Source organism: Paenibacillus sp. FSL L8-0333 (assembly GCF_037965665.1).
In the GTDB taxonomy this organism is placed as follows: Bacteria; Bacillota; Bacilli; order Paenibacillales; family Paenibacillaceae; genus Paenibacillus_AQ; species Paenibacillus_AQ odorifer.
This window is the reverse complement of record NZ_CP150186.1, coordinates 4,362,859-4,381,675: the sequence shown is the minus strand read 5'-3', so window position 1 is coordinate 4,381,675 and position 18,817 is coordinate 4,362,859. Positions and strand designations below refer to the sequence as shown.

Genomic DNA, 18,817 nt, shown 5'->3' with positions numbered 1-18,817 from the left:
CAGAACCCTATACAGGATGTATAGGGGTTTTATTTCTTTTAGTGAGGGTGATCGAGAATAAGTATGGCGTTGTCCGTACAGGGAGAAGAGGACCGGAGAGTTCCGCAGGAAATTTTAAATTATGAAGTGATGGCGAGGTTAGCAGAAAGATGAATTGGTCGGATTTTGGCGAACGAAACAAACGATTGAATCCCCTGTGGAATTTGGGGGCTGGCATGAACCTTGGCGAAATCCAACCTTACAAAGAAATGGTATCTTTAAGCGTTCTGCTGCAAGTCTATTATCTGGAGTTAGAATCGAATGAGAGAAGATCCAAAGAGGATATTATAGAACTTACTTGGACTGCACTGGAACGTTTTAATATCGCCAATCTTGGGACTACCGAATCCGTAGAGCGTCTCGTGGACGGTTTATTGTGGAGCGGGAATGGTGGAGATTTCGAATCCCTTTTCTATGATGATGTGACCCGGCAAATGTCCGTGCAGAAATATAAGTATTTCACGGTGGACGAGGATGCGACCCGCAGCAGTTGGGAAGAGAATGGAAGAACCATCTATCGTCTCTCCGAATATGCAATGGAGCTTATTTTTATGAGCCATGAGATTATTGATGAATTTCAGATCAGCATCAAACTGCTCGAGATTCAAATGCATATTAAACATGGGCGCGTAACTCGGGCTCTTCAGGATGTTAATGAACTGATCTCCCGTGTCCGTAAGATGACCCAGCAACAGCAAGAATACCGCAATGCGTTACGCCGCAATCCGAAGCATATTTTTAGTGAATTCGGAGTGGCTCGGCATCAGCGACTCGAAGAGATTCATCATCAGTTCGAGGAGGAACGCAAACATTTTGATAGTATTCACCGTTCTCTGGCCAGGCTGGCCAATGATGAGAAAGACGTAATCGACTTCAATGAGATCCGTATTCTCTCTGAACGAGTCGAGCTTTCTAGGCGTGTACACGATGAGCTGGCTGAGGTAGTGTTGAATATTTTTGAGATGGAGACCAATTTAAGATTGAACTTTCCTGAATTATTCTGGGGAGCAGCCGGGTTTAACTTCCGTACTCACGTATGGGAGGAATGGGTGAAAGAAGAGGGTCTGCCAAGCGGTGACAGTCTTGAACTGCTGCTCAGCGGATTATTCGCTCCGAATCAGGACTTCGTTTATCCGCTTCCTTGGGCTTGGGAGGAACAAGAGGTAGGGTTTATCCCTGACTTAGTGATGGATGATTTCGAAGATGAGGTGGACGCAGAGCCTGTTCAATATATTCCTAAAGGTATCCCATGGGCAAAAGTAGTGGATCTGTGGAAGCCGGTTTTTACTGCCTTGGCTGAGAAGGGAAGCTTTACCTTTACTGCAGACGCTTTTTCCGCCGAAGAACTGACAGGGTGGGCAAACACACCGGATGCTGTTGATCTGTGGGTGCAGTTTTTTCATACAGATTTTTTAGTGCAGGAACAGGCACCAGAAGGTGGTAGCGGCGTTTCTGATGAATGCCAACAGCTAATCCAATATGTGCTTGCAGAAGATCTTCTGTTGGAGAGTTTACGCGGCAAAACGCTGCGGACGAGCATTGCTCCAGAACCAGCCTCAAGGGTACGGTGTCCTGGTCTGGATATGAGTCCATATATGATTACGATTGTGGAGAGGTGAGAAGTTACTAACATGAGTTATACATTAGAACAGGTACAGCAAGCTTCGCGGCTATTTTTTGAATTGCTCCGTAAAAAAGTAATTCCTCTTGATGACCCTGCAGCGGCAGAATGCCTTCAGGATGCAGGAACTTATGATGCACTTCAGTATGTTGCCAAAGAAGGGGGCTGTCGGGTGATGAATTCCGGGCACCGTCTCCATCTGCTAGTTAATCCGCTGGGGTCAGTGTTTGCAACCAATTTCACCCAGTTAAAGAACAAATATTCACGTGTTGAGCGTAAAACACACTTACATATTATCAATATTATTATTCTGGTTTTTCTGGCCGAAATGGATCAGGATGAGACTCATTTTAAGTCGGGGCAGGACAGTATGTCCTATATTCAAATTGCTGATCAGGTGTCCTCGCTCTTTCAGACGTGGATTCAGATGGATGAGGATGGGCGATTTAGCCAGCAGTGGCAGCTTGATATCCAAGCGATGTCTAAGGTATGGACCAGTCTGTACATGCAGACTAAGAGTCAGGAAGAAAGCGATCTTCTGACCAGAGGCGCAGGCTCACGAATTGGACTGATCCATGAAGGCATGAAACTTCTGGAAGAGGAGAAGCTCGTATTCATCTCTGAGACAGAGAAGCGTATCTTTCCTCGGGAAGAGCTGTATGAGAGAATGCGTTATTTATATCATGATGTCGATCGATACCAGGAATTAAAGAGCCTCATTGGAAGAACTTTAGCTGAGAAAGACGGTGCTACCTATGCCGCGGATTGAACGCATACGAATTACAGGACTTAAATACGAGAAGATGCTCAAGAAATACGACGATATGATTCTGGACCTCTGCAACGAAGAGGGACCCGCTAATACGCTTATTACGCTCATGAATGGCGGTGGAAAGGGAGTACTGCTGCAATCCATTTTTCAGCTGTTAATGCCCAAAACACCATGGGGCAAAGACAGTGAGAACCAGGTTGAGGCTTTTTTTCATAATCATAAAAAACAACTTAAACCGTACACTTTTCACGTAGCTATCGAATGGCATCTCGACAACAATGAGCGCAATGAGTATATGACTACGGGAATCGCTATGACGGCACATAATTCGCTTGATCAGCAGGATATCAAAGTGGATTACTTGCTGTACGCACTTACAGATTACGGTGAAGCGGCTGAACTTACGCTATCAACGTTGCCGTTATTTGACGAAGTGACTGCTGAACCTACGAGTTTTGAAACGATCCAGCAATTTGTACGCGATCGGCGGGGGGAGATTGTACCTTTTGGCAGCCATAGCTCGGATTTGAAAAGATATTATGACTTCCTGGCTATCCGGGATATCCATATCGCCGAGTGGCGAAATATGCGGCGGATCAATGGTGAAGAGGGCGGTATCAAAGGTTATTTTAAAAAGAATGATGCCTTCACCAATCATAACTTGTTCGAAAAGCTGATTATTCCTGAAATCGGATCTAGTCTGAATGAAGGATTAAAGGAAGACGACAATACGCTGCAGCGGATGTTTATCGATACAGCAACAGTGGCTCAGCGCTTGCCGATGCTTGAACAGCGGGAGCAGGTCTATTCAGAGTTTCTTGGTATGGCTGCACCGCTTTATGAGCTGGTGAAACTTGGCGTGGAGGCGGAAAACGTAGTACAAGAAACTGAACTACGTGGACGCCAAATCTATACGGTTATCTATGAAGAGCAGAGAAATGCAGAAGTTGAGCGAAGTAAGATTGCTGATGAACTGGCTGGACGTTATCAGGATGCGAAGCAACTGCGCTTTGAGACAGACAATCTTAAATACTTACGCAGCAAGGAAGAAACGGAACTGAAGCAAGAAGAGTTTAAGAAGCTCAGTGATGATCAGAGCCGTGCGCGTGGTCGGTTGGAGGATTCCAAAGCGCAAGAGAAGAAGCTTGAAGTAGCTTATTTTCTGGCTAAACGTTTGCTCCATACCCGGCAAATTGAGCAGTGGCAAAAAGAAATTCAAGCTATCGAAGGTTCTCTGGAGATGAAAGAACGGCAAGAGGTCATTCAGGCAGCCAAGGAACAGCTGCGGAAACAGTGGGATGTGGTGTTTAATCTCTGGCAGCAAACGATTAGAGAGTTTGAGACAGCGCAGCAAGACCTGACGGCGGAAGAAAGGGAATTGCGCAAGGAAAGGGAAAGTTTCTTGGTAGAGCTGGCGGGGCTGGATAATCAGATCAATGAATTGACCTTATCTATTCGGCAATATACGGAAGAACTCGGAGCATTCGCAGCCCAATATGGGCAGGATGCCGCCCATTCTCCGGCAGCTGCGCTGCAGCGTACGGTCTCAGCGGCCAAAACGATTCTTCAAGACATTGGAGACTTGGAAGAACAGCACAAGCAGGAAGAGATTCGGAAGCTGGCACTGCATAAGAGTCATGCTGAGCTGAGTGAGAAACGGCGTTCTTATGAGCGTGAAGCGGACGAGCTTGGGGTTCTGCTTGAGTCACAGACTCAGAAAGAATCCCAATTATGGTCACAGCTCGTTGTACTGCTGGAAATGTATGAAGAGCATAATCGTTTAGGAGCTACTGGCCTTTTTGAAGAACAAGATGTTATCCCGGCACGTTTTATCCGAAAAATAGATGAAGTAGAGCAACAGACTAAACGTTCCAGAAGGGATTACTATAATCAGCTCATGGATGTGGAACTACAGAACCAATCCTACTGGCTACCCAATTCAGATATTCTGACGGTCAAAGATACACTCGATTCGTTAAAGATTCAATCAACGCTAGGTAGTTCCTACTTAAATGACCGTCCGTATCTTGAACGTGAGGAAGAACTGGAGCAATATCCGTTACTTCCATATAGTTTGATTTTGACCCGGCGCGAAGCTGATAAAATTCAGCCGGAACTGATGAAGGACACCTTGCTGAAATCAGCGGTGCCGATCTTTATCCGTGAAGAGATGGCAGCTTCGCATCAAGCATCCTTCATGCTTTTTGCGAATCAAGGGCCGCAAATGGTCTTGCAGCCGGATCGTTTCCAGGATTGGAAGAGTAGTATTCAGGGGAAGCTCAAAGAACAGGAGCAGATCCTTCAGGACTCTGAAGCTTATTTATCTAAGTTAAAATCGGTGCGTCAGGAATATGAACGTTTATTCCAAAACGAGAATACCATGACGCTTACAACCAAGCATGAGGCCCTTATTAAACTGCAGGCTGAACTTCAGCAGAGCATTATCAATCTGAGCAATGAGATGAATGAGAACGAAGGGACGCTTACCCGGATCGGACGGGAGCTCGCGGAGAACAAAGCTCTAAGTGTGGAGCATGAGCAGAGAGCGGGGGTTCTGCAAGCTTGGATTGAACGGACGAAGAAACAGGAACAAGATTATAAGGAAAAACAAAAAATAATCGAACGAAAGAATCTGGTGAGTAAAGAGTTAGCAGGTAAAGATCAGCAGCTTGAACACCTAAAGGTGCAAATGGAAAGCTTGAGCGGACAACGCAATAAATGGACGAGAGAAACCGAATATGCGATGTTCCCTAGACTGCAACGATGGTTTCCTGAGATTGTTTTCCCAACAGATCGCCAGCTTTCTGATGAAGGAGAAGTCATACCTGTAGATCCTGTAGAGCAGAATCTTCTCTTGCAGCAGCTCAGTACCGTTGAAAGCCTGCAGCAATCACTTACCGAAAATGAGCTGGAAGTTCGGACAAGAGCTGCACAGATTAAGGCAGCAAGCGAGAATCTGGCTGAGCTTGAATCCAGCCTGAATCAAGTAGATGTGAATTGGCGGAAGGCGACTGAACCTACGGAAACGTCCGAGTCTATTATGGCTGCAAGAAATCGCCAAAAGACGGATACTACTTCGTTAGAGGAAGACTATCAGATTGTTCACGACGGTTACATCCGCTGCCAGACTGAATTGGAGAACTTGCAGAAAGAGTTGCGCAAAGTAGAGAAGGGTATCAAGGAGAAACATGAACGTGCCGTGGAGCTTTGGAATGAGGCGCTAGAGGATAAGGAGACAGAAATTCAGGAGCGCTGCCAAGCGAATGAGCTTATGCTTAACCAGTGTAAAAGATCCTTGGATCGAATGGATGTCCTCATCCAGACTTTATCCAATCAAATCAAAATAATGAATGCGCATATTGAGGATCGCGTCAACCTACGGAGTGTACCAGAAGAAATAACGCTGAGGGTTAGAGAAAGCTGCGAGCCTCTAGTAGCCGACTGGCTTCTCCGCATCAAGGATAGCCGGATTAGACAGGATGAAATCTCCAAAAAGGTGAAGGAAGAGAAAAATTCATTAACCGAAAAACTTGCGAAAAATGAACGGAACTCCGAACTGGAGACCAAGATTCTAGATCGATTGAATACGGTCCATTGGGATAATTTCGCTATTGCACTGCAAGTCCTAGATTCCATGCTACGCAGTTCGCGTGATCAGATCGAGAGCATTCAAAGCGATAAGGAAGGCATGGATCTCTCCCGCAAGATGTGGGTAGGCCGGGCTTCTCTACGTGTGGTACAAATCATTGATATTATGAAGCGAATGGAACGCCGGATGATTATTCATAACGAGAATAATTATGCCTTCCCGCTGGTACGTCTGAATTACAAGAATATCAATGTGCCAAGAACAAGCGATGAGGTAGAGCCGATGGTGAGTGACTACTTCAATCAATGTATCAATGAATTGCTCAAAAAGTATCCAAAGATAGAACAAGTGCCGGCACTGGTAATCAAAGAGGTTATTAATGACGGACGAATTGTCTATGCGGCGCTGCAGAACCGCTTTCCAGTTCTTCAGGTGTATAAACCGGTAACGGAGAATTATTTCCTCTACGCCGCACCGGAAGATTATCATTATTCGGACTGGGAGATTATTAATCGCGGCGCACTGGATGAAGCTGTCGGCAGTGGGGGGCAACGTCAATCTGTACAGCTGCTGGTCGCAATGATGATCATGACGCATAAACGGGTGAATCGTGAGAATAAAGGCTGGACGGTCTTTTTATATGACAATCCTTTCGGAGAAATGGTCTCCAATAACGTGCTTGACCCCGTCTTCGAAATTTCCAAGGCACTCAAATTCCAATGGCTGATTGTTACGCCGCCGGAGCTTGTCAAGAATGATGTCAGCGTGCGTTTTGGCGTGTATTGGCAGCTTTATTTTGGAGGCGTCAAAGGGGACATGCTGGAATCAACCCTGATCAAGGGAGGAAGAAAGCTTATTCCTGTCTCGTTGTTCTGAGTATGGAATGAAACTTAAAGAAGCTCCAGTATGCATCACGCTGCTGGGGCTTCTTTTTATTAAATGTTAAAGATATTTTGTTTATTTAGGTTTGCGTTCGGAAATATAAGAACCGGTGAGCGTTAAAAAAGTTCCCGTTAGGATTGCCCAGGTGATCTTTTCATTCAGAACAAGGGCGGAAGCTGCCACTGTAATTACAGGAACAATATAGATATATACACTTGTTTTTACAGCCCCTAGAATCCCTACAGCTTTATTCCAAGTCAAAAAACACAGTGCCGAGGCACCCAGACCTAAGAAAAGCAGGTGAGCTACATTTGAAATTTCTTTAAATCTACTCGGACCTAGCTGAAAATCAAACAGAAACAGAGTAGGCAGCATAAACAGCAGACCATAGAAAAATACTCTGCGGGTAGCCCCTATAGTATGAACCTTTAATACGCTTATTTTTCTCATCAACACTGAATAAATTGCCCAAACCACAGGTGCCAGCAATGCCAGCAAGTCACCGATGGGGTTCAGCTGCAGAAGAAAACTCCCGTTCAGCCCAATTAATATAATTCCTGCCAAGGCTATCAAAAATCCTATAATAAACTGCCTATGAAATTTCTCTTGTTCTAAAAAGAAATGAGCGATCACCGCCGTGAAAAATGGAGCGATGGAGACAATCACACCTACATTGGATGCAAGGGTATAGATTAGGGCAATATTTTCTATAAGAAAATATAACGTGACCCCACAAAGACCTGCTGAGATAAAGAGTAATTCCTCTTTAAAAGATGTAGTTCGGATTGGACGTGAATAGATCAGTAACAGTACAAAGTACCCAATAAGAAAACGGAAGAACAGAATTTCCACAGGCGTAAAGTCTTTTAACAGTATTTTAGTGGAGATAAAGGTGGTTCCCCAGATTAAAATCGTAAGTAATGCCAGCAGATGTCCTGTGTTAATCTTGCGTTGATTTATCATTTCGTAAGTTCCATTGATGACTTTACTCCCGTTTGCTGAACAAATATACGCATATATTGCTTAGGGGTTAAGCCTATGAGTCTTTTGAAAAAATTTGTGAAATGGCTCTGATCACTGAATCCGGTTAAAGAGGCCACTTCTATTGGCAATATTCCTTGTTCTAAAAGCTTTTTGGCGTGGTTGATGCGAATAGTTTCCAAGTAACGGTAAGGTGATATTCCTTTCTGTCTGGTAAATAAACGCAGCAAGTGATATTTACTTAAGCCGCTCAATTCACTTAGCTGGTTCAGCGTAATGTTCTGCGCATAATGTAACTCTATGTAATCGCAAATGATTTTAATTTCAGAAGTAGGCTCTTGAGCTGGATAGGGGGTTTCTGTCTCCGTGTATTCTCTCAGAAGCTGCTCCAGGAGAAATAGAAACAATTCTTCTTTTTGAAAATCGGATTGATCCTCTAATATCATTTGGTGCAGGTCGTGTAAAGGGTTCGACAGTTCACTTTGGTAGAGAACGTTGTGTGTGAACCGCGGTAAGTAGCCTATGCCGGTAATTTCTAGCACATACTCACGCATGACTTCCGGCTGAATATTGATGCAGCGATAGTCAAGCGTTCTCCCGTCTATCTGTTCACAGGCATGGGGATCCGCCGGATTAAAGATGACCACATCTCCGCTGTTAAGAATATGCTCTTCTTGGTTACATAGCAGATGTCTCTTTCCTTGTTCAATAAAACCTATGACATAATAGTCATGAAAATGGTTGGGAAACTTCTGCATAATACCTTCGAATCGATAGGCCTCAAATTTTAAGTCATGATCGAAAACTACTGTTCGAACTTCACGAGTCATTGCTGCACCTTCTTTTCCAATTATGTATAACCATTATAATGTGAAAATTAGGGGCATTCTTGCATGATGTTGCGATACCTCATCTTCTACATGATAGGTTCCTCAGGTGTAATGATCGTTGGAATACTCACAGTAAAAGTTGTTCCTTGCTCCAGAATACTTTCTATAGAGATCGCTCCGCCATGATTATGTATAATATTTTGTGTGATCATATAACCTAAGCCTGTTCCTGTTTCTTTGGTCGTATAAAATGGTTTGCCGAGGGCATTGATCTGTTCCTCTGTCATCCCACAGCCTTCATCCTGCACACTGATTCGGGCTTCTCTGTCATAGGTTTGCACATGAATATAGATGTTTCCCCCATGATTCATTGCTTCCATCGCATTTTTAAGTAAGTTAATAAATACCTGCTTCATCTGATAAGCCTCACCATTAATCCAAATGGATTGATCAGTACAGACAGGGAGGATCTTGAGATTTTTTAGGGCAGCTTGTCCATTCATTAGTGTGGTGACTTGTTCCAGCAAAGACAATAAATCCACTGGTTTACTAATATGAGTGGTTTGGGGTTTAGATAAGACAAGCAGTTCGTTGACGATGAACTCGATGCGTTTCAATTCTGACTCAATAATGGAAATATATTTATCATTCATCCGCTCGGAAGAGCGCAGTAGCTTCATAAAGCCATTAATGGCTGTAAGAGGATTCCGTATTTCATGAGCGATTCCAGCGGCTAACTGTCCTGCTGTAGATAATTTCTCGGACTGTATCAGTCGTTCATCTTCCAATACTTGCTCGGATATATCTTTGAATATGCCAATGTACGCTTCGTTTCCCTCATAAATGATTGGCAATGTAATTCCATCCACATATTTCTGCTGGTTATTTAAACAATTAATCAGGTAGCAGACAGAACCTGTTGTTCTATCAGTGTTGAATTTCTTTCTTCGTTCTGAGAGAATTTCATAATTAGAGTAGTCTACAATATCCATAGTCGATAGACCAAGCACTTGATCTAGGCTTTCTGCATGGATTAATTGTAAACCTGCCGAATTTGCATATAGAACAATCCCTCCCCTAGTGATAAGCACGGGCTGAGGCAGTTCCTCCAGCAGCTGTAGAAAAGAGCTCTCTTTTTCAAGTAGATGGGTCTTCACAACCTGAAGCTGAGTCTCCATCTCCCTGATCAGGGTCTTATTCTCGAATTGAGTAAGATAAAATATGGGTTCACCATTGTCATCCGGAAGGATAGATATGGAGACGTTTAAAGATAACCGGTGTCCGGTTGGATGGAAATAATCTAATTCGAGTCTCTGCGGATCAGTACTCGTAGATGGAAGAGAGCTTCCTAATGAAATGAATTTATGAATCTGATCTAGAAGGGTACGGACGGTTGGAGAGGGTGTCGTTAACTCGTTTTCATCATACCCCAAGAGGTCGCATAATGCTGAATTCAGTTTTAGGAACGTTCCATCAAGCGAAATAAGGGCCATACCCATCACGGCTTGGGTAAAAACAAAGTCAAAACCTTGAAAATCATTTGTCCGCACAGCAGGTTACCTCTCTTCTTTATAGGGGAGTGAGTGTTATCTCAAAATGCAATATATCCAACAGTCATAGTATAAAACATATAACTCAATAAAACATATAAAATTTCTGGGTTATTAGATATTCATACAACAGTTAAATAAAATCAGGTAGAATGGGAAGATACGTTGCATTTTAAGACAAGTGGAGGCGTTGTATCATGTTATCAGTTGTTGGTGAAATTCAAGGAATTAATCGTTACCCGGTCAAGTCATTTGCGGGTGAGAATTTAGAAAGCTGTATGATTGAACCGTATGGAATGCTTGGTGACCGTTTTTGCTCCTTTTACGATGAGTCAAAAGAGGGCTGGCGAAAATATATCACCGCTAGAAATATTCCGAATATGCTTACCTATCAAGCGCAATTTATAGATGGACAAATCCATGTAACGGCATCAGACGGGCGAACCTTTGGATGGGATGATAATCTATTGGAAGAAATCCAAAGCCAAACCAAAACTCCAATCACTATGTCTGGTCTAAAAGCTGTACATCCTCAGCTAGAACATCCGCAGCTCCTATCCGTGGATGGCGCTAGTATTCTACTCATTACGGATGCCAGCTTAAAAAAACTGGAGGCAACCTGGGGGCATTCCTTGGACCCACGGCGCTTTCGCGGGAATTTTGTTATTGCGCTGAATGATGATTCTCTTTTTGAAGGAGATTGGATTGGACGCCGGCTCAACATTGGGGATGCACAGCTACAGGTAGATAGTTTTTGCGAGAGATGTGTTGTGATTACGATGGATCCGGATAGTCTCCAGAAGGACCCAGTACTTTTGAAAAAACTGCATAAAGAGTTTGATTTGCATTTTGGAGTTTATGCTTCAGTAATCAAAACTGGGCAAATTCGAATCGGAGATAAAGTAGAATTAGTAGATTAGATACATGGTCCCAAAATTGCAAACTTCCTTTACATTACTCCATGGATAAATTATCCTTTAAAGGATGACGATTTCATATCGGGAGGTTATGTATGAAGAAGAATTTGGCATCCCTATTAGTTGCTTTGCTTCTACTGGTAATGTATGTCCCTACGAGTGCATTAGCAGCAGATAGCGGCAAAGGGCAAACGTATGTGAACACTCAGAAGGTGGCAGCAGAGAAGGCAGCATTCTTAACGGAAAAGCTGGGAACGACTAGTCTCCAATATGCTCTTATTGATGGCGATAATATCGTTGTGAGCGGTCAATCTGGATATAGTCATGTGGAGAGTAAGACAGCACCAAGCGCTACAACGATGTATGGAATTGGCTCAACGAGTAAAATGTATACAACAGCTTCTATTATGAAGCTTGTTGAGCAAGGGAAAGTAGACTTGGACGGTTCAGTCGTATCTTATTTGAATAATTTTACGATGGAAGATCCTCGTTATAAGCAAATCACTGTACGGATGCTGTTGAATCATTCCTCAGGTCTTGCTGGCTCCAACTTATCCAATTCTTTCTTATTTAATGATTCTGATCCTATTGCAAAAGATAGTTTACTAGAAACGTTGTCAACACAACGTCTGAAGGCCGATCCAGGTGCCTACTCAGTATATTGTAATGATGGATTTACGCTGGCTGAGTTGATTGTTGAAAAGGTCAGCGGTACGGACTTTACCACATTCATTCATCAAAATTTCACAGAACCTCTAGGGCTTGAACATACGAAAACGCCTGTAGATTCTGTAGCTTCTTCTCAGCTGGCTAGTGTCTACAATGCTACCTACTCAGCAGCTTTACCCAAAGAAACCATTAACGTGATTGGAACAGGTGGTATCTATTCCACTGCAGAGGACTTGGTGCGCTTTGCAACTATTTTTACGGGCCAATCGACTGGCATTTTGTCAGAAAAGTCTGTGAAAGCGATGGAACAAGAGGAATATAAGCGTGGAATATGGCCTAAGGGAACAGATAATTCGTTAGCTTATGGATTAGGCTGGGACAGTGTGAACTTATATCCATTTAACCAGTACGAAATCAAGGCTTTGACAAAGGGGGGAGATACGGGTCTGTATCATACCTCATTAGTTGTATTGCCCGAACAACGGATGGCAGCAGCAGTAATATCTTCTGGCGGAGCAAGTACAACGGACCAGATGCTTGCCAACGAAATTTTACTCAGTGCCTTACAGGAAAAGGGAGTTATTAAGGAACTGAAAGCTACACCTACCTTTAAAGCTTCGAACAAAGAGGATATGCCGCAAGAATTGGTAAACTATGCGGGTGTCTATGGTGATTCTACGCAACTAATGAAGATAGAAGTTAGTAAAGCTGGGGAATTGAGTATATCTTCGATTATAGCTCCTACAATGCCAGCGCAGAAATTTTCATATAATTCGAACGGTGAATTTTTAGATGCCGAGGGTACAAGTAAAGTTAGCTTTGTGAAGGAGAGCAATGGCCGTATCTATCTTTGGAGTCAAGGGTATGGGGTAATTCCAGGACTTGGTGAAACTGCCGTTACCCAATATGCAGCTGAGAAGCTTGAACCTAATGCCCTATCTCAAGAGGTCATTACTGCATGGCAGCAGCGTCAAGGGAAATTGTATTTTGATGTCAGCGAGAAGTACAGCTCCCAATATTACATGAGTATGCCGGTAGCTGGAATCGCTATGTTCCCTGACGCACCTGGTTATATGGGCTCGAATAAAATAACTGGACCTAATAAAGCAGAAATGACCGTGCAAATCCCAACCATCGCTGGACGCGATCTTGCGGATCTTATTTTTGAAGAGAAAAAGGGTGTGGAGTATTTAAAGATTGGCAATCAATTATTTATACATCAAGATGCGGTTAAACCGATTTATGCAGGCCCGCAATCTATGGTAACGATCCAATCAGATGGATATGCTAGATGGTATGGAGTTCCTGAAACCGCAACAGGTAAGATAATGACAGTAGAGCTGCCAACCAAGAGTTCCTTTGCCGTCTATGATGAGAATGGTGTATGTGTGAATTACTTTACCATTAGCGGTCTTAAGCAAGTCAAACTTCCTAGCAACGGCAAAATTGTATTTGTAGGTGATGTCGGTGCGAAGTTTGAAGTGACCCTCAAGGCGCAATAAACGTATATAAAAAAAGAATCCTGTTATCAAGATTTTCGTCTTGGTAACAGGATTTTTTATTTGAAATTTTGTGAGAATTCTTTTATTTTATCTACCAATATCCCTTTGAGCTGATTAGTACCTTCCTTTGGAGCCTTATAGGCCTTATAACCTCCAAAAGATTCAATACAAATCGCAGCTTCTTTCAGATCATCAGGGAAATTTTTCTCTATTAATTCTTCGGTTTTCTTGGGTTTCTCGTTGCAAATGTAGTAGCCCATCTTCTTAGTCAGTAACTCATCTTTATTTTTTTTGATAAAGTCACGAATGGCTTTATATATTTTTTCATCTCTTACTCCTGCCCCTAAAATAATGCTATCAAATGCCTCGATATTTGGCTTCTCTAATTCTATATTGCAAATTTTGCTCTGAGGTAGCTCTTCTGATAATACTTTTGCACATTGTTCTGTTGCTCCAGATTTTGTAGCGTATAGAATAAGTACTGCCATTGTGTTCCCTCTTTTCAGTTAAGATTAATCGCGTTCCCGCATTGTAAAAAATCTTGGAAATCCATTATCTCGACAATCAAGATATAATATATTTTATCGAATATACTGATCATTTGTCAAGCCAACGGCAAGCTCCTGAGTGTTAATTAGATATCCTTATTATGGTATCATGGGAATAATATTAATCTAATGCTAACTATATCTTTAATGAAATATACAAAAAAAGAGGAGTGAACGTAAATTGGGGATCATCGTAATGCTAATCATCTATTTGTTGCTTGGAATATTTGTGATTAAAGTAGGCATCGATAACTCTAGAAGTACGCAACTATCAAAAGAAATATTAAATGAGTTAAAAGAAATCAAAGAACTAATGATCAGAAATAAATACGAATGAATTCTATATAAGGGTGGAGGTGAACGAAAGTGAAAATTGGACTTATACTTATAATACTTGCTTTTTCTAATCTATTTCTAAGGATATGGATTGTTGGCCCGGACAAAGAAAAACTTCCTGAAGACGGTTATGAGCTTAATATAAAAGGGAAGCTTATACTTGCACTTGTGGGATTAATTACGGGGATTGTGATAATAATTGCCGATGGCCCAGAGGGTACGGTTATAAAATGGTTTTGGATTGTAGTTATAGTAGTAGCAATAGGGTTTCAGTCGTTCATCGACTGGAAATTTCTAAAACATACGAAACAGCACATAGTTTCACTTATTCTGTTAGTCCTGGGTGTGGTATTAGTTTATTTTATATTCTGATCTAGTTTCATTCGTACCGGCTTCGGACCCAGATGACGTTAATTGCTGAATAATCGCCTTTTGGGCAGCGTTTCGGACTCCAGTGCAGCTATTCGTTAGAAAGTGACTTATATTAGGTGTTTTTTATGCCAATAGTGGCCATGGAGTCCGATGGAATTCTTAAAGTGGAAATATACTGCTGTTAGTGTCAATGGAGTCCGTTAGTGACTTTGTAACTGCTGATGGCATCGAATCATACGAAGAAAAGAGGTGTTTCGGCAGCCAGCTTATGGCTTGTTGGGCACCTCCTTTTTGTGTTCACATTATACTTCTGCTTTCGTAGCCACGAGTGGACAGAATCCAGGGTTCGTTATACATAATTCTTGAGCGAATTCCGGTTGGAGCTTGGAGAGCTCGGCGAAATAGCTGCTGATTACGTGATTACCACTTGTAGATCCATTTTGGAAAGACAGTGAGTTAAAAGTGTGGACATGATTGTAATAATACTTTTTTTCCCGTTTGGGGAGCTTATAGACATGTGGAGGTGCGTAGGTTACAACATCAAAAAGATTGGCATACCGGTAACTCTTCCGCACATATTGTTTGAAAATATTAACGAAGTCCAGATCGCCTACCCGTGGGGAACCATAAGTATAGAGGTTAGGTGTGGTGTAAGAGGTATTTGCCGCAATATCTAAGGTACATAAGGTGGCGAGCGCTCCACCGAGGCTGTGGCCCGTAATGTATAAGGTCTTGTCGGGAGATAGCTTGGAGAGCGTAGAGAAGATGCCATCCCGAGCTGAAGAATAAATGTTGGTGAAGCCACGATGGGTGAGAGAGTCTTCTTTAAGATATTTGAACCGTTCCTGTGAAGCGAGGACGTTGGATATCCAATTGGTCGTCGTACTGGTTCCCCGAAAGGCAATAATAATCTCTTGTGAAGACTCCAAAATAAAGCCGAAACGTTCCCATACATTATTGAAGGATTGTGCTTCAATGGGATGACATAGCTGATAATCTAATGGAATGACGAAAACTCCATCTATATTTGAAAATTGTGTATAGGTCTGCCCGCAGACTGCAGCTAGAAAGATCGCCCTTTGCCCTTGCTCATTCCTCTTACTCACGTGCATCCCGCCTTTCTTTCCTACACTATATTAGGGGGATGAAGGAGTGATTCCTAAGAAAAAGGATTCCCTGAAACTTCTCTCTGAGTTACTATATATAAATAACTCCAACAGGAGAGAGAAGGGGGAAATGCATACATGAGCAACTTATTGGAAATTTTACACAAGGAAGTCGTACCGGCAGAAGGCTGTACGGAGCCGATTGCAGTTGCGTATGCCGTCTCCTTGGCGGCAGAGCTTCTCGAGGAAGAAATTACGGGGATTCAGCTGCATCTCAGCGGTAATATTATCAAAAATGCAATGGGAGTGGGCATTCCCGGGACAGGCCAGACAGGCCTGCCCATCGCAGCAGCCCTTGGAGCGGTGGTCGGCCGTTCTCACAAGGAACTGGAAATTCTGTCAGGTCTGACACAGGCTGAGTTGAAGATGGCAAATGACCTGCTGGATAGAAAGCTGCTAAAAGTGGAGATAAAGGACACTCCTGAGAAATTATATATTGAAGCCCAGTTGTTTACGCAGAACCATACGGCGACTGCCATTATTGCCAGAGAGCACACCCATATAGAATATTTGGCTCTGGACGGGGAGAAAATAACACCCCGGAATTCAAAAGCCGACTGTGGCAAGCCTAGTCTTTCCGACACGGAAGAGTATGCGGGCTCAGTAGACCAGATATTCGAGTTTATCTGTAACGCTCCTTTTTCAGAGCTTAGCTTTCTCTTGGAAGGAGCGCGGATGAACAAAGCGATCTCTGATGAGGGATTGCGAGGCGATTATGGCTTGCAAGTAGGCAAGAAAATGAATCAGCAATCTGCGGTGAATCTGTTCGGCAATGATGTAGCGAACAGAATTATCGCGGCCACTGCAGCGGCTTCAGATGCTCGAATGGATGGCAGTGCAATGCCTGTGATGACAACTGCGGGCAGCGGTAATCAAGGCATCGCCTGTACACTACCCGTTATAGCTCTGGCGGAATTGCTGGGCAAAGATGAAGAAATGCTAGCTCGGGCGCTTGCACTGAGCAATCTGGTCACTGTGCACATCAAACATTATATCGGGCGTTTGTCCCCATTATGTGGTTCAGGGATTGCAGGAGGAGTAGGAGCAAATAGCGGGATCATTTATCTCATGGGCGGCAGTCTTGAGCAGATCAAGCATGGGATACAGAATACGATAGCTTCTTTGTCAGGGATGATCTGTGACGGTGCGAATTCTACCTGTGCGCTGAAAATTTCCACCTCCACCAATACGGCGATCCAGGCAGCCACACTGGCTATGAACAACATTGCTCCTACAACCAAGGATGGTGTGATTTTCGAAGAGGTGGAAGATACCATCCGCAACATGGAGCGTTTGGTTCAGGAAGGGCTGGCGGAAACTGACAAGACCATTCTCAATATTATGCTCTCCAAAGGCGGAGCGAATTAGCTTCCAAATAAGTTGAAAACAAGATAGAACATCATAATTAAGACCGCCCGGTTCCCTGCATAAAATGGCAGGAAGCCGGGCGGTCTTTGTAACACTTCGGCAAAACATAGGTCTGCGAGAAGATTTGCATTAAATTTTAACATAACTTATTCTGAGTTAATAAAGGCATAGAGACTGAGGGTATAAAAAGGAGATAATATGACAGAGAAAATAGATATAGGCTGGAATTTTGCGAATGGTTATACTCATCTGCCGGAATCAATGTTTACAAGAATTAAGCCAACGCCTGTGCGTAAACCGGAACTGATTATTTTTAATGAACCATTGGCTGCTACTCTAGGGCTGAATAGCACAGCACTACAGAGCAAGGAGGGTCTTGGGATTCTTGCCGGCAACGAAGTTCCTGAAGGTACCGTGTCGCTTGCGCAAGCTTATGCTGGACATCAATTCGGACATTTTACCATGTTGGGAGACGGTCGAGCAGTGCTGCTGGGCGAACAGATCACCCCTCAAGGTGATCGTGTAGATATTCAGTTGAAGGGTGCGGGAAGAACCCCATACTCTCGTGGTGGCGATGGCCGGGCAGCGCTTGGACCGATGTTACGCGAATATATCATCAGTGAAGCTATGCATGGACTCGGGATTCCTACGACTCGCAGCTTGGCGGTGGTAGCTACAGGGGAGTCGCTAATTCGAGAAACGGAACAGCCGGGGGCTGTTTTGACCCGGATCGCGGCGAGTCATTTGCGTGTTGGAACTTTCCAATATGCTGCTGCATGGGGGACTGTGGAGGATCTGCGTATTCTGGCTGATTACACATTGCAAAGACATTATCCAGAAGCTCCTGTGGAAGATAATCCATATCTTGTTCTGCTTCGGGAAGTAATGGAACGTCAAGCAGCGCTAATTGCCAAATGGCAGCTTGTAGGTTTTATTCACGGAGTGATGAATACCGATAATATGGCCCTTAGCGGAGAAACGATTGATTATGGTCCATGTGCCTTCATGGATGTGTACAATCCTGAGACAGTATTTAGTTCCATAGACCAGCAAGGTCGTTATGCCTACCATAATCAGCCCGGGATTGGCGCATGGAATCTCGCCAGATTTGCCGAGACTCTCTTGCCATTGCTGGCTGACGATCAGGCACAGGCGATTAAGCTGGCTGAGGAGGCAATTTCAGATTTTTCGGAGCGGTCCTATCAATATTGGCTAACGGGAATGAGAGCGAAGCTGGGAATCTTTAACGAAGAGTTAGAGGATGTTGCTCTGATTGATACCCTCCTTGAACTGATGCAAAAATATCGGTCTGACTACACTAATACATTTCGGTCTTTAACTTTAGGCGTAATGGAAGATGCTGATCTGTTTGGCACTCCTGAATTTAAGCAATGGAATGAGCTGTGGCAGGCGCGCCTTAGCAGGCAGCAGGAATCACAATCCTTTTCACAGGAGCTGATGCGTACCAGTAATCCTGCGATTATTCCGCGGAATCATCGTGTGGAAGAAGCGCTTGAGGCGGCGGTAGAGCGGAAAGATTACGATGTGATGGAGAGGTTACTTCAAGCATTGTCTAACCCATACGCCTACTCCCCTGAACAAGAGGAATACTCGGCACTTCCTGAGGAATCCGCATGTCCATATCGTACATTCTGCGGTACTTAAATTGCTTATA

At 43.5% G+C, this 18,817-nt stretch carries 13 protein-coding genes; 8 read left to right on the top strand and 5 right to left on the bottom strand.

Going from position 1 to position 18,817, the window contains the following annotated elements:
- Positions 1-149: 149 nt before the first annotated feature.
- From NYE72_RS19565 to NYE72_RS19555, 3 genes are read left to right on the top strand one after another with little or no spacing between them, the layout of a single operon-like run.
- A complete protein-coding gene (locus tag NYE72_RS19565; RefSeq protein ID WP_339210277.1) occupies positions 150-1,658 on the top strand; it encodes a hypothetical protein in 1,509 nt (502 codons plus the stop codon).
- Positions 1,659-1,670: 12 nt separating this feature from the next.
- The gene (locus tag NYE72_RS19560; RefSeq protein ID WP_036688875.1) at positions 1,671-2,429 is read left to right on the top strand and encodes a DUF6063 family protein; all 759 of its coding nucleotides are present in this window, start codon (positions 1,671-1,673) and stop codon (positions 2,427-2,429) included.
- On the top strand, positions 2,416-6,897 hold the full coding sequence (locus NYE72_RS19555) for a hypothetical protein (protein ID WP_036688873.1): 4,482 nt from the start codon (positions 2,416-2,418) through the stop codon (positions 6,895-6,897). The genes NYE72_RS19560 and NYE72_RS19555 overlap by 14 nt, the downstream gene beginning before the upstream one ends.
- A gap of 81 nt (positions 6,898-6,978) precedes the next feature.
- On the opposite strand, the gene NYE72_RS19550 is transcribed toward NYE72_RS19555, so the two are convergent.
- From NYE72_RS19550 to NYE72_RS19540, 3 genes are all read right to left on the bottom strand, one after another.
- Positions 6,979-7,863, bottom strand: coding sequence for a DMT family transporter (locus tag NYE72_RS19550; RefSeq protein WP_244886524.1), 885 nt, complete (start codon positions 7,861-7,863; stop codon positions 6,979-6,981).
- Complete coding sequence (locus NYE72_RS19545; RefSeq protein WP_038572178.1) at positions 7,863-8,714, bottom strand: AraC family transcriptional regulator; 852 nt, start codon at positions 8,712-8,714, stop codon at positions 7,863-7,865. Before NYE72_RS19545 ends, NYE72_RS19550 begins: the two co-directional genes overlap by 1 nt.
- Positions 8,715-8,800: 86 nt before the next feature.
- Positions 8,801-10,264, bottom strand: coding sequence for an ATP-binding protein (locus tag NYE72_RS19540; RefSeq protein WP_036688868.1), 1,464 nt, complete (start codon positions 10,262-10,264; stop codon positions 8,801-8,803).
- A gap of 197 nt (positions 10,265-10,461) precedes the next feature.
- On the opposite strand from NYE72_RS19540, the gene NYE72_RS19535 reads away from it, so the two are divergent.
- Positions 10,462-11,184 carry an MOSC domain-containing protein gene (locus tag NYE72_RS19535; protein WP_036688867.1) on the top strand — a complete coding sequence of 241 codons (723 nt, stop codon included), beginning with the start codon at positions 10,462-10,464 and terminating at the stop codon, positions 11,182-11,184.
- Positions 11,185-11,276: 92 nt separating this feature from the next.
- Positions 11,277-13,352 (top strand): serine hydrolase domain-containing protein, encoded by a 2,076-nt coding sequence (locus NYE72_RS19530; protein WP_038572176.1) that lies wholly within the window; start codon positions 11,277-11,279, stop codon positions 13,350-13,352.
- Between the two features lie 56 nt (positions 13,353-13,408).
- Here NYE72_RS19530 and NYE72_RS19525 read toward each other — a convergent pair whose 3' ends face one another.
- Positions 13,409-13,840 (bottom strand): flavodoxin domain-containing protein, encoded by a 432-nt coding sequence (locus tag NYE72_RS19525; RefSeq protein ID WP_036688862.1) that lies wholly within the window; start codon positions 13,838-13,840, stop codon positions 13,409-13,411.
- A 426-nt stretch (positions 13,841-14,266) separates the two neighbouring features.
- Here NYE72_RS19525 and NYE72_RS19520 point away from each other — a divergent pair, with 426 nt between their 5' ends.
- Positions 14,267-14,608 carry a DUF4181 domain-containing protein gene (locus NYE72_RS19520; RefSeq protein ID WP_036688860.1) on the top strand — a complete coding sequence of 114 codons (342 nt, stop codon included), beginning with the start codon at positions 14,267-14,269 and terminating at the stop codon, positions 14,606-14,608.
- Between the two features lie 302 nt (positions 14,609-14,910).
- Here NYE72_RS19520 and NYE72_RS19515 read toward each other — a convergent pair whose 3' ends face one another.
- A complete protein-coding gene (locus tag NYE72_RS19515) occupies positions 14,911-15,720 on the bottom strand; it encodes a lipase family protein (protein ID WP_036688857.1) in 810 nt (269 codons plus the stop codon).
- 132 nt (positions 15,721-15,852) lie between these two features.
- On the opposite strand from NYE72_RS19515, the gene NYE72_RS19510 reads away from it, so the two are divergent.
- Both NYE72_RS19510 and NYE72_RS19505 read left to right on the top strand, forming a co-directional pair.
- The gene (locus NYE72_RS19510; RefSeq protein ID WP_038572174.1) at positions 15,853-17,142 is read left to right on the top strand and encodes an L-serine ammonia-lyase, iron-sulfur-dependent, subunit alpha; all 1,290 of its coding nucleotides are present in this window, start codon (positions 15,853-15,855) and stop codon (positions 17,140-17,142) included.
- A gap of 198 nt (positions 17,143-17,340) precedes the next feature.
- Complete coding sequence (locus NYE72_RS19505; protein WP_038572171.1) at positions 17,341-18,807, top strand: YdiU family protein; 1,467 nt, start codon at positions 17,341-17,343, stop codon at positions 18,805-18,807.
- Positions 18,808-18,817: the final 10 nt, after the last annotated feature.